Annotated in this window: 12 protein-coding genes; all 12 read right to left on the reverse strand. The window is 64.3% G+C overall.

Going from position 1 to position 12463, the window contains the following annotated elements; translation table 11 throughout:
* Positions 1 to 9: 9 nt before the first annotated feature.
* Positions 10 to 1092 (reverse strand): urease accessory protein UreD, encoded by a 1083-nt coding sequence (locus MUK71_RS06870; protein WP_244802838.1) that lies wholly within the window; start codon positions 1090 to 1092, stop codon positions 10 to 12.
* A gap of 2 nt (positions 1093 to 1094) precedes the next feature.
* Positions 1095 to 1727: an urease accessory protein UreG gene (gene ureG, locus MUK71_RS06875; RefSeq protein WP_227902231.1), complete on the reverse strand. Its 633-nt coding sequence runs from the start codon at positions 1725 to 1727 to the stop codon at positions 1095 to 1097.
* A 95-nt stretch (positions 1728 to 1822) separates the two neighbouring features.
* Entirely contained in the window at positions 1823 to 2512 is a 690-nt protein-coding gene (locus MUK71_RS06880) for an urease accessory protein UreF (RefSeq protein WP_227928022.1), read from the reverse strand.
* Between the two features lie 9 nt (positions 2513 to 2521).
* Complete coding sequence (gene ureC, locus MUK71_RS06885) at positions 2522 to 4246, reverse strand: urease subunit alpha (RefSeq protein WP_227928021.1); 1725 nt, start codon at positions 4244 to 4246, stop codon at positions 2522 to 2524.
* A complete protein-coding gene (locus MUK71_RS06890; RefSeq protein ID WP_227902228.1) occupies positions 4246 to 4692 on the reverse strand; it encodes an urease subunit beta in 447 nt (148 codons plus the stop codon). The genes ureC and MUK71_RS06890 overlap by 1 nt, the downstream gene beginning before the upstream one ends.
* Before the next feature lie 64 nt (positions 4693 to 4756).
* Positions 4757 to 5650 carry a sirohydrochlorin chelatase family protein gene (locus MUK71_RS06895; RefSeq protein ID WP_227928020.1) on the reverse strand — a complete coding sequence of 298 codons (894 nt, stop codon included), beginning with the start codon at positions 5648 to 5650 and terminating at the stop codon, positions 4757 to 4759.
* Position 5651: 1 nt separating this feature from the next.
* Positions 5652 to 5957, reverse strand: a complete 306-nt coding sequence (locus MUK71_RS06900) for an urease subunit gamma (RefSeq protein WP_227902226.1) — start codon at positions 5955 to 5957, stop codon at positions 5652 to 5654.
* Positions 5958 to 6190: 233 nt separating this feature from the next.
* On the reverse strand, positions 6191 to 6619 hold the full coding sequence (locus MUK71_RS06905; RefSeq protein WP_227902225.1) for an OsmC family protein: 429 nt from the start codon (positions 6617 to 6619) through the stop codon (positions 6191 to 6193).
* Positions 6620 to 6699: 80 nt separating this feature from the next.
* Entirely contained in the window at positions 6700 to 7047 is a 348-nt protein-coding gene (locus MUK71_RS06910; RefSeq protein WP_227902224.1) for a hypothetical protein, read from the reverse strand.
* Between the two features lie 164 nt (positions 7048 to 7211).
* Positions 7212 to 9020, reverse strand: coding sequence for a 2-oxoglutarate dehydrogenase, E2 component, dihydrolipoamide succinyltransferase (gene sucB / locus MUK71_RS06915; RefSeq protein WP_227928019.1), 1809 nt, complete (start codon positions 9018 to 9020; stop codon positions 7212 to 7214).
* A gap of 116 nt (positions 9021 to 9136) precedes the next feature.
* A complete protein-coding gene (gene lpdA / locus MUK71_RS06920) occupies positions 9137 to 10519 on the reverse strand; it encodes a dihydrolipoyl dehydrogenase (RefSeq protein ID WP_227902222.1) in 1383 nt (460 codons plus the stop codon).
* A gap of 189 nt (positions 10520 to 10708) precedes the next feature.
* A complete protein-coding gene (locus MUK71_RS06925; protein ID WP_227902221.1) occupies positions 10709 to 12238 on the reverse strand; it encodes a leucyl aminopeptidase in 1530 nt (509 codons plus the stop codon).
* Positions 12239 to 12463: the final 225 nt, after the last annotated feature.

A 12463-nucleotide genomic window follows, 5' to 3' on the forward strand; every position in this document is an offset into this window, starting at 1 on the left:
GACCCCTTTCTAGCTTTTTCGAATGACGGGGGCCCGCAGCCCGGTCAGCAGTTCGTGAACGGCGGCGGCCGCGGCTGTCCCCGCAGCTGCCACGGCCACGGTGTCGTTTCCCACCAGGCGCATCCACACGCCCGTATCGCCGGGTAGCGTGCTCACGCCGAAGATCAGGTCACCTCCGCGCTCTTCAACGGCCCGGTGCAGTGTGTCTGCGAGCAGGGCAACAGGGACGTCTGGTGTGACGACGTAGAGCATGGAAAGCACATCGTGTCCGGCAAGCACGCCGAGCCCGTTCACCCCGGATTCTGCACCGTCTCCACCCTTGCCGGGGATGAGCCGCAACCGGTCCAGGGCGACCAGGCGGCCGTCCGGCCGCCGCACCTCCAGATCCGAGGCGTACACATCGTAGGCATGCCGTTCGCCGCGGGCGAGCCTGCCGGCGTACAGGGTCTCGCCGAGCAACAGCGTGGCCGACTCGTCCACCACCGCCGATGTCTGCTGGTAGAAGCGTGAATCGGCAAAGGGCACCACGGGCTCGGGCAGGTACTCCGCGTAGGCACCTTCTTCGACGGTGATGTTCACAATCGCGGAAGCGTAGTCGTGCTCCATGCGGTAGACCCTGGTCTGGGTCTGAGTGGTCACGTGCGCCGCGGTGCCCGGACCGAAGCGCAAATCGGTACGCAACCGGTCTCCGTGCAGGATGCCGCCGCCGGAGGACATCAGGTAGGTGTACGCCATGTCCGGGCGCAACTCATTAAAGTACAGGGGATGCATGATCTGCAGCGGTGATTTTTGGTAGTGCTGTACCAGTTCGGTACGGCCCCGGTTGCGGTCGAATCCAAGTTGCAGGATGCCCACCTTGCCCGGGCTGCCAACCGGCAGGCCCCGCCAGACCCGGGACTGCTGCAGAACCTCGGGCGGCACCCGCTCCGGTTCATAGAATGCGGGCTCAAGGCGGTAGCCGCCAGTGCTCGGCACCCGGCCACCGGTCTGCTGAACCGCCCGCCGGGACAGGTCGCTCACGCCGGCAAGCCGGCCTGCTCCGGCACCGATCCCTGCGGGCTCCGCAGTGCTTTCAGGGTCTGTTGTCTTCAACCTCATCCGATCAGCTCGGTTCTGGCGCCCCACTGGGACATGATTTCCCGGTGAAGTTCGTCCACTCCGAGCCCCGTCAGCGAGTTCGTCAGTACTACCGGCCTGTCCTCGCGCACCCGGTGGGCATCGGACTCCATTACGTCCAGATCGGTGCGGACATACTGGGCGATGTCGATTTTGTTGATGACCAGGATGTCGCTGTCCGTGATGCCTGGACCCCGCTTGCGGGGCATTTTCTCGCCCTCGGCGGTATCCAGCACGAAGACAAACACATCGGCCAGTGCCGGTGAGAAGGTCAGGGTCAGGTTGTCGCCGCCCGACTCATATATCAGTGTGTCGATCTCAGGAAACCGTTCCAGCATTTCCGCCCCGACGGCCAGGTTCATGGTCGGGTCATCGCGCACCGCCGTATGCGGGCAGGACCCGGTCTCAACGCCCATGACGCGCTCGGGGTCGAGAATGCCTGCCAGCTCCCTTCGGACGTGGTGGGCATCCTCCTGGGTGTAGATGTCATTGGTGATCACGCCGGGGGTGCGGCCGGCCTCGATCAGCAGCGGTACCAGCGCCTCCGTCAGTGCCGTTTTGCCGCTGCCAACGGGTCCGCCAATGCCGATTCTCAACACGTTCTCGCTCATGGTTTCCTCTGTTTCGGTGTGAATGCTGTTTTTTGTCTGCGGTAGCTGCACGAAGGTTCAGGCCCCATACCGTGCGGACATACCGTGTGCCTGCCTTAGCTGGCGAACAGGCGGGCCTCGGCCCGCTCATGCCTGGCCGACATCACATCGGACATGGGTGCGCAACCGCCCAGGTCGGCGAGATCGCGTCCCAAAGCGGCATCCGTGACCTGTTCGATCACGCCGGCGGTTGCCAGCAGCACGGCCTGTGCCTGCCGGTGATCAGTCAGCCGCAAGCGCAGGGCTGCGCCGACAAAGCTGGCCGAAAAAGCGAACAGGTCCGCGGCCACTGCGTGCCTGGTGTCGACTCCGTTTGCCGCGTACACCACTGCTGCGGCAACCGGCTGGCAACCGGGCGTACTGCGCAGCCGCACCCGTTCGCGGTACTCCGCGAGCAGTGGCTGGTCAATCAGCTCGGCGCCCAAATCGATGAGCTGGTGCCCGCTGCGCACGGAGGCGGTGCGCATTTCCGCGTTCAGTTTCGAGGCAAACAGCAGCTGGTCGACCTCCTGAACGCGGTCGACGTCGCCGCCTGCCGCCGCGCGGTGCGCGGTGGCGAGGGCGGTTGCATCCGAGGGTCCGACGGCGTGCAGCAGCAGATCGCCCAGCAGCTGCTGCACGCCGTCCCGGCCTACGAGGTGCGCCTGGCTGTAGCCCTCGAGGCTGTGGGACATCGTGTAAAAGCCGCTGGGAAATGCCGAGTCCGCAAACTGCAGGCTGGTCAGCAACTGGCGTACATCTGTCATGCGTTGCTCCTAGGCGAGGAAGAACAACTGGGTCAGCGGCAGGGACTGGGCAGGAGGGATGCTGGCCAGCGTGCCGTTGTACGTCACGTTGTACGTCTCCGGGTCCACCTCGATGACCGGTGTGGCACTGTTGCGCACCATGTGCTGCTTGCCGATGCCGCGGCAGCGCTGCACCGGCAGCACCTGGCTTTCGAGCCCCAGCTTCTCCGGCACGCCCTTGTCGATGGCTGCCTTGGACATAAAGGTTGCCCGCGTGCTCTGCAGCGCTTTGCCCTGCGCACCGAACATGGGGCGGTAATACACCGGCTGCGGGGTGGGCAGCGAGGCATTTGGATCACCCATCAGCGCCCAGTTGATCAGGCCGCCCTTGACGATCAGCCGCGGTTTTGCGGCGAAGGACTGGATCGGCCAGAGCACGATGTCGGCCATCTTGCCTTCTTCCAGGGAGCCGATGTAATCGGACACGCCCTGGGTGATGGCCGGGTTGATGGTGATTTTGGCCAGGTAGCGCAGGACCCGGAAATTGTCATTGTCCGGGCTGTCCTCGGGCAGCTTCCCGCGCTGGTCCTTGCAGTGGTGGGCTATCTGGAACGTACGCATAAATGACTCGCCGATGCGGCCCATGGCCTGTGAATCGGAGGAGACCATCGAGATGATGCCTTCGTCGTGGAACACGGTCTCCGCGGAAATGGTCTCGGCCCGGACACGGGAATCCGCGAACGCGACGTCTTCCGGAATGTCGTGGGAGAGGTGGTGGCAGACCATCACCATGTCCAGGAGCTCATCGACGGAGTTGACGGTGTAGGGGAGGGTCGGGTTCGTGGATGAGGGGAGGACGTTGGGGTGCCCGGCCACCTTGATAATGTCCGGCGCGTGTCCGCCGCCGGCACCTTCGGTGTGGAAGGTGTGGATGGTGCGGCCGTCGATCGCGTCCAGCGTGTTCTCAACATAACCGGCCTCGTTGAGGCTGTCGGTGTGCACCGAAACCTGCACATCGTAGAGGTCGGCCATGGCGAGGGCATTGCTGAGCGCCGCAGGTGTTGTGCCGTAGTCCTCGTGGACCTTCAACCCTGCCGCCCCGCCTTCGATCTGTTCCATCAGTGCCTCCGGCAGCGAACCGTTGCCTTTGGCCAGGAAGCCCATGTTCACGGGCATGCCCTCCGCGGATTCGAGCATCCGGGCCAGGTTCCACACGCCGGGGGTGGTGGTGACGCCATTGGTCCCGTCGGTAGGTCCGGTGCCGCCACCGAAGATGGTGGTGATGCCGTTGGAGAGGGTCGCCTGTGCCTGTTCCGGCGAGATGTAGTGCACGTGCGAATCGATACCGCCCGCGGTGGCGATAAAGTGTTCGCCGGCCAGCAGCTCGGTGCCCGGCCCCACAACGAGGCGCGGATCCACACCGTCCTGGGTGTGCGGGTTTCCGGACTTGCCGATACCGGCAATCTTGCCGTCGCGTACGCCGATATCGCCCTTAACCACACCCAGCACGGGGTCCAGGATGATGGCGTTGGTGATGACCAGGTCAAGCACGCCCTCAGCGGATGTCGCCTGGGGGTCGGCCGCCATGCCGTCGCGGGCGGTCTTTCCGCCGCCGTAGACAACCTCGTCGCCGTAGTGGCCTTCGTTGTAATCCTTCTCAATCTCGATCACGAGGTTGGTATCGGCCAGGCGTACCCGGTCCCCGGTGGTCGGACCAAAGAGATCGGTGTATTGCTTGCGCGAGATCTTCGCCATCACTTCTTCCCCTCTCCAGCATTGCCCGTTTTCGGCGCCTTGCCGGTGCTGCCGGCACTTGGTTTGGCGCTCGGTTTGCCGTTCTGGAACTTGAGCTCGTTCATGCGGTCAATTGCGCGAATCCTGGTCGCCGTGGAATCGAGCCCGCCATCGACGAGGTTGTTGAAGCCGATAACCCTTCGGTTGCCGGCATAAGCCGTCAGGGTTACCTCTTTGGTATCTCCTGCTTCGATGCGGATACCGGTGCCCGCCGGCACATCGAGGTGCATGCCATAGGCGAGCTCACGCTCAAACAAAAGCGCCTTGTTCGTCTCGAAGAAGTGGAAATGTGACCCGATTTGTATCGCCCGGTCTCCGGTGTTGCTTACCAGCAGAGTGACGCTTGGCCTGCCGGCGTTAATCTCGATCTCTTCGTCCTTGTGGTCATAAGAGGGGGTGCCCAGCATGATGTTTCCTTCCCTTGCGGTGCAGCGTCGCTGCACGGCATGTTTGGGTGGGGGACTTCTGCGGTTAAGTCGAGCCGATGGGGGCGGGGTGGAAATGTGTATGGCCAGCGCTAGCTCCCTGCCCGTGGGTATGGGAGTGGCCGTTGGCTGCGTCAAAGGCGTGTGAGTGTGCGTATCCGTGGCCGTGGTCGGCCTGCAGTCCGGCCTCGATCCCGTTGTGGCCATGCTCGAAGTTGTGCAGTGCATCGAGGACCCGCTCACGGATAACACGCAGCGCTGCCTGCCCGCTGAGCAAAGAACCGTAAAAGCCGGCATCGGCAAGTGCGCCTTCACCGAACGGCAACGGATCGCCATGCAGCGTCGCCGTCTGCCGGAAACCGGCGGGGACAACAACCGTTTCTGTGCTGCCGAGAAGCCGCAGCCGCTTAACAGCGTCCACAACCTCAGCCGGCGACTCAACTGTCGCAGTTTCCACCTGGTTGCCCGCCCCGTGGGTGCGCACAAGGTGGGAGATGCGGTAGAGTTCGGCGTCGTCAAAGGGATTGGCCGCATCGGCCATGATGAGCATGCCCGCCTCCGGCGCGCGGTGGTGCACATTGGTTGCCGCGGCTCGGAGCCACGCCGTGAGGTGGTCGCCCGTGCCGAAAGGATCGGCCAGGACCAGGGGTAAGCCGGAAGCGTCGGCCCCCGCTTCCAGCCATTTGAGCGTTTTTGCCGCATCGGCAATGAGCGTGGGGTTGCGCCCGAACGTCATGGGCAGCACCACCACCGGCGCGGGATCCGATGCGAGGCGTTTGCGCCCGCGTAATTGCGTGAGCAGGTTGTGCAACGGCCGTCCGGCAGGGGTGATGTGAGCGTCGGGAAGATAATCCGCAAGGAAGGAGAGATCCGTCCCGTTGCCGCTCTCATGACCTCCGACCAGTACCACCGTCGCATCCGGCTCGGCCGGCCGCGTCAAGTCAGACTCCGATGGGATCGTGACAGGAGACCAGCTTGCTGCCGTCGACAAAGGTCGCTTCGACCTGCAGGAGAGGCAGCCGCTCACGGACGCCGTCCATGCATTCGGATTCGGAGACGATGGTTTTGCCTAGCTCCATCACCTCGGCGACGGTCCTGCCGTCGCGGGCGCCCTCGAGGATAGCCTCGCAGATGAGCGCGGTTGCCTCGCTGACGCTCAGCTTGGTTCCCCTGTCCCGCCGTTTCCGGGCCAGATCCGCCACTTGATAAATGTAAAGTTTGTCGATTTCTTTGGGAGTGAGGTTCATCTTTTTACCTTCAGACGCAGTTGCGAGCCTATCGAAACCGCTTCCTTGGCATAGGGCCAAGCTCGCGTGGAAACCACGCTACGCGGGCTCTTCAGAGGTCAACACCCTGTCTGGGGACACCGCCGCCGCCGCCCCCCAAATAGGTTGGCGCCCAGCCCATGACGGGACGGAAACGCAAAAAGCCCGGCCCGCAGAAGCGGGCCGGGCCATGCGCCTGTTACTCGACGCGGTTCCTAGGATTCCAGGACAGCGTCCATGGTGATATCGATGCCGGCCAGGGCCTGCGAGACAGGGCATCCGGTCTTTGCTGCCTCTGCAATGTCGTCGAACTGCTCCGCCGTAAGGCCGGGCACCACAGCGGTGACCTTCAGGTGGCTGCCGGTGATGCCGGTTCCGGGCACGAAAGTGACGTCCGCGGAGGTCTCAATCCGATCCGCGGTCTTGCCGGCTTCGGCAAGGGCATTACTGAACGCCATGGAGAAGCAGGCGGAATGCGCCGCGGCGATCAGCTCCTCGGGACTGGTCTTGCCGTTGGCCTCTTCGGCACGCGCCTTCCACGTCACGTCGTAGGTGCCAAGGCCGGAGCTGTCGAGGGTCACGTCACCCTTGCCGTTGAAGAGGTCGCCGTTCCAGACGGTGTGGGCTGATCGGACTGTAGCCATGGGGGTCTCCTTAAAAAGTGACGGGATGGGACCGGCCGTAGCCGGTGCACCATCCCATCCTATTTCCGCTGTGGTGCGGACTACCACATAGTGGCGAGGGCGATGTTGACAATCGTGAGGATGCCGACGCTGTTGGCGAGCCCGGCGGAGACCTTTTCGTCCTTCTTGTAGCGGCGCTGTCCGATGAAGGCGAGCACTGCGATGACCAGGGCGATGAGCAGCTTGATGCCGACCTTCATGTGGTTGACGTCGCCGTCACCCATTTCGTTGACGGCCACCAGAGCAAGGCCCGTGACCAGCTGCAGCAGGGCACCGTGGAACTGGCCGGGCAGGACCGTGGGGTTCTTTATCCGGGCGAACCAGAGGCCGACGATGATCGCGGCGCCGAGGATGTGCAGGAAGACAAGGAAGCTGTGAAGGATATCCATGCCTTAACTTTACCGACAAGCTGTCGGCTCCTTTGACCACACCGGCAGCACGGGCGGTAACTTTTCTACAACATGTAGAGAAAGTTGCCCGGCTCGGAGGCTGCGGCTTAAACAGCGCAGGGCGCCCTCCCATGGGAGGGGCGCCCTGCGGGCGACACGGAGTCCTAGAGGCCCAGGTCTGCCTCGAAGTTGCCTTCTTCCAGACGTGCCTTCAGCGTCTGCAGGAAGCGGCCTGCATCGGCCCCGTCCACCAGGCGGTGGTCGTACGTCAGGGAGAGGTACATCATCGAACGGATGGCAATGTTGTCATTGCCTTCGGCATCGGTGAGGACCATGGGGCGCTTGACGATGGCGCCGGTGCCCAGGATACCCACCTGCGGCTGGTTGATGATCGGCGTGTCGAAGAGGGCTCCGACGCTGCCGATGTTCGTGATGGTGAAGGTGCCGCCGGACAGTTCGTCCGGACCGATCTTGTTGTTGCGCGTCCGGCTGCCGACATCGGCAATCTTCTTCGCGAGACCGGTGATGTTCAGGTCGCCGGCATCGTTGATGACCGGAACCAGCAGGCCCTTCTCCGTGTCCACGGCAATGGCGAGGTGCTCGGAGTCGTGGTACGTGATCTCCTGCGTCTCGTTGTTGTAGGACGCGTTCAGCTTCGGGTGCTGCTTCAGCGCTTCGACAACAGCCTTGGCGATGAACGGCAGGAAGGTGAGCTTTGCACCGTTCTGCTCCTGGAAGCTGCCCTTGGCCTTCTGCCGCAGTGCCGCGATGCGGGTCATGTCGACCTCGTGCACCTGCGTCAGCTGTGCCGATTCCTCCAGGGACTCGCGCATGCGGCGTGCGATGGTCTGGCGGATCCGCGGAGCCTTCACCGTGGTGCCGCGCAGCTTGGCGCTGGCCTCGCTGATCTGGGCCGGAGCTGCCTTATCCGATGCCGGGGATGAAGCCGGTGCGGATGCGGCGGGCTTTTCCGCCTTCTTCGCTTCGGCGGCTTCGAGCACGTCCTGCTTGCGGATGCGCCCGGCCACGCCGGAGCCCTTGACGGTGGAGAGATCCACGCCGTGCTCGTTGGCCAGCTTGCGCACCAGCGGGGTGACATAGGTGCCGCCGTCGTTGGAGCCGGCAGAAGCCTCCTGCTTGGGAGCTTCCTGCTTCGGTGCCTCAGCCTTGGGAGCTTCGGCCTTGGGAGCTTCAGCCTTGGGGGCTTCCTGCTTCGGTGCCTCGGCCTTGGGCTCTTCCTTCTTCTCCGGCTCGGCAGCCGGAGCTTCACGCTCGTCCTTTGACGCCGCCGCTACCGGCTCGGCCTCCTTCGGCTCGGCCTTGGCCGGGGCTGCCGCACCGGAACCGATGACGGCCAGGACGGAACCAACCTCGGCGGTGTCGTCTTCGTTGACCCGGATCTCCAGCAGCTTGCCCGCTACCGGGGAGGGGATCTCGGTGTCAACCTTGTCGGTGGACACCTCCAGCAGCGGCTCGTCCATTTCGACGTCGTCGCCCACGGCCTTCAGCCAGCGGGTGACCGTACCTTCGGTAACGGACTCGCCCAGTGCGGGCAGGGTGACCTCGGTGCCTTCGCCGGAACCGGCGTCGGAACCGGAGTCGGAATCAGAGGAGGCCGGGGCTTCTTCTTCAGCCGCCGGAGCCTCTTCGGCTGCGGGTGCCTCTTCAGCGGGTGCTTCCTCCGCCGGTGCTTCCTGGCTGGCGGCGCTGCCGCCGTCGTCCTGCTGTGAGCCGGAGCCGTCGCCGATGCGAACCAGCGGGGCACCTACTTCAGCGGTTTCGTCTTCGGCTACGAGGATTTCCTCGATAACGCCGGCAACGGGGGAGGGGATCTCGGTGTCAACCTTGTCGGTGGAAACCTCCAGCAGCGGCTCGTCTACCTCTACGGTGTCGCCGACGTTCTTCAGCCAGCGGGTGACGGTGCCTTCGGTGACGCTTTCACCAAGGGCGGGTAAGTTCACGGTTTCAGACATATTGTCCCCGTTTCTCCTTGTTAGATCTTTTGTGACCAGCCGTACCGCTGGTGCCGGTGATGTGTGCTCCGGGGCAGCCGGCGGACCGGCTGCCCCGGAAAGTGAATCCTTTGGGTTTAACCGTGAAGGGGCTTGCCGGCCAAAGCCATGGCAGCCTCGCCCAACGCTTCGTTCTGCGTCGGGTGGGCATGGATCAGGCTGGCAATATCCTCAGGGTACGCCTCCCAGTTGACGATCAGCTGGGCTTCGCCGATCTGCTCGCCGATCCGGGCACCGATCATGTGCACGCCCACAATGGGGCCGTCCTTCTCGCGCACCATCTTGATGAGGCCGGAGGAGCCGAGGATGGAGGTCTTGCCGTTGCCGGCCAGGTTGTATTCCTGGATCTCGACGTTCTCTGCTCCCAGCTTTTCCTTCGCCTTGGCTTCGGTCAGGCCCACGGAGGCAATTTCGGGCTCGCAGTAGGTGACCTTCGGGATGTTGACGTCTTCGACGACTACCGGCTTGAGGCCGGCGATCTCCTCGGCCACGAAGATGCCCTGCTGGAAACCGCGGTGGGCCAGCTGCAGGCCGGGGACAATGTCACCCACGGCGTAGATGTTGCCGACGCCGGTGTGCAGCCGGTCGTTGGTGATCACGAAGCCGCGGTCCATGGTGATACCCGCGTCTTCGTAGCCCAGGTTGGCGGTGACCGGTCCGCGGCCCACGGCCACGAGCATGAGATCCGCTTCGAAGGTCTTGCCGTCGGCGAGCGTGACAACCACGCCGTCGTCGTTCTGCTTGACGTTGTCGAAGAAGATGCCGGTGCTGAACTTGATGCCGCGCTTCTTGTAGGCGCGTTCCAGGTTCTTGATGATCGCGGCGTCCTCGTTCGGGACCAGCGAGGGCAGGCCTTCCACGATGGTGACATCCACGCCGAAGGAGTTCCAGACCGAAGCGAACTCGACGCCGATCACGCCGCCGCCCAGGATGATGGCACTCTTGGGCACGGTGTCCATCTTCAGTGCCTGGTCGGAGGTGATGACCTTGCCGCCGATTTCCAGGCCCGGCAGTGAGCGGGAGTAGGAGCCGGTGGCCAGGATGATGTTCTTGCCGGTGTAGGTCTCGCCGTTGACCTCGATGGTCTTTTCGCTGGTGAGCTTGCCTTCACCCTCAATGACGGTGATGCCCTTGGACTTGATCAGGCCCTGCAGGCCGCGGAACTTGCCCGCAATAATGTTGTCCTTGTAGGAGTTCACTGCCGTCATATCCACGGAGTCAAAGGTGGCGTTGATGCCGTACTTCGAGGCAGTCTTTGCGTTCTCCGCGATTTCCGCGGAGTGCAGCAGGGCCTTGGTGGGGATGCAGCCGTTGTGAAGGCAGGTCCCGCCCAGCTTCCCCTTTTCAATGAGACCTACGGAGAATCCCAGCTCCACGGAGCGCAGTGCTGCGGCGTAGCCGCCGCTGCCTCCGCCGAGGATCAGGATGTCGAACTCTTGCGCAGCTGCCTTATCGGCCACTTGGACGCTCCCTCGCGTAATCGTTGACGCGCCCATGCGCGCCGGTGAGTATTTGGGCGTTTGTGATTAGGTCTCACCCTATCGCCCCCTACCACCGGCATCCACTTGGAGACGGGCGGTAGGGGGCGAAGTGTAATGAGAAACACCAGTCACAACCGTCAGTTCCGTTTCACGGAACCGTTTTAACTGCTAGGAAGCGCGCGAGACCACGTCTTCCGCGTAGGCCACCAGGGTGCGGACGGCGACGCCGGTGCCTTCCTTCGGCACATAGCCGTAAGGAGCGCCTTCGTTGAAGGCGGGGCCGGCGATGTCCAGGTGGGCCCACGGGATCTTGGTGCCGTTGACCTCGCCGACGAATTCACGCAGGAACGTGGCGGCGGTCATCATGCCGCCGAAACGCTCACCGTGGTTGGCAATGTCCGCCACCTGGGAGTCCAGGCTGGCGCGCAGCTCCTCGGGGATGGGCATCGGCCAGAACAGCTCTCCGGCGCGGTCGGCGGCGGCCTTGACTGCGTCACGGACCCCTTCCTCACCCATCACGGCGGAGACCCGGTTGCCCAGGGCGATCATCTGGGCACCGGTGAGGGTGGCGACGTCGATGATCGCGTCCGGTGCTTCCTCACTGGCGGCAACGAGGCCGTCGGCCATGACCAGGCGGCCCTCGGCGTCGGTGTTGAGCACCTCGACGGTGCGGCCGCCGTAGGTGGTCATGACGTCCGAGGGACGCTGGGCGGTACCCGAGGGCATGTTTTCCGCGATGCACAGCCAGGAGGTGACCTTGATCGGCAGGCCCAGCTCGGCGATGGCCAGCAGGGCGTTGAGGACGACGGCGGCTCCGCCCATGTCCGACTTCATGGCCTGCATGCCGGCGGCCGGCTTCAGGGACAGTCCGCCGGAATCAAAGGTGATGCCCTTGCCCACCAGGGCCAGCTTGACCTTGGAGCGCAGCGGCGCGTATTCGAGCTTCACCAGGCGCGGCGGGCGGGAGGAGCCCTTGCCGACGCCGAGGATGCCGCCGAAGCCTTCGCGTTCGAGCTTCTTTTCATCCATGACGGTGACCTTGACCGGCAGGGACTTGGCCAGGTCCTTTGCAGCCGCTGCAAAGGTCTCCGGGTACAGGTGGCTCGGGGGCTGGTTGACCAGGGTGCGGGTGGCGTTGACCGCGCGGCCCAGGATGCGGGCGCGCTCGAGGGCCGGCTTCATGGCCTTCTCGTCGGCTGCGGCAGTAATAACGGTGATCTCAGCGACCGGGGCGGGCACCTTCTCCGCCGTGGCGGCGCTGCGGTGCTCGGTGAAGCTGTAGGCGCCCAGCAGGGCGCCTTCGGCGACGGCGGCGGCGTCGGCTACGCTGCCGGCGGGCAGTGCCAGGGCGACGGAGCCGGTGCCGGCGATCTGCCGGACGGCGGAGCCTGCAGTGCGCCGCAGGGTTTCCTCAGTGAGCGCAACCCCGGGGGAGACCTTCCCGAGTCCGGCGAGGACGAGCATGTCGGCTTCGACCTCAGGCAGGCCCGGCAGGCGGTGCACCTCGTCGGCGGCGCCCGTGACGCCGAGCAGCGGCAGGGACGCGCTCAAAGCGGCGGACGCCTTGGGGGTAAGCGGGCTTTCGATGAGCACGGGACCGTCAGGGGTCTGGCCCACACCGATCACGAGTGCGTTGGCGGATACCTTCCGCCCGTCCTTTGACACTGCCGACAGGCTGGGCTCACTGGCTTTGTTCACGAAGCTGCTTCCTCACGTTTTCTGTGTTGAGTTGCGTTATCACATCGATCGTAGTCCGAAGAAGGCGTGCGGGCTGCCACCGGGGGAGGAGGACGGGGCTGCCGCCGGCATGGGCGGGCCCGGAATGAAACGGGTACTTCGGTGCGTTTACCCTTGAGTAAGGGAACAGGAGTGGCAAATCACGGCCCGTAACGGCGGCCGGGAAACCCTGCTGTACCGAGAAAG

The sequence above is a fragment of the Arthrobacter zhangbolii genome (genome assembly GCF_022869865.1).
In the GTDB taxonomy this organism is placed as follows: domain Bacteria; phylum Actinomycetota; class Actinomycetes; order Actinomycetales; family Micrococcaceae; genus Arthrobacter_B; species Arthrobacter_B zhangbolii.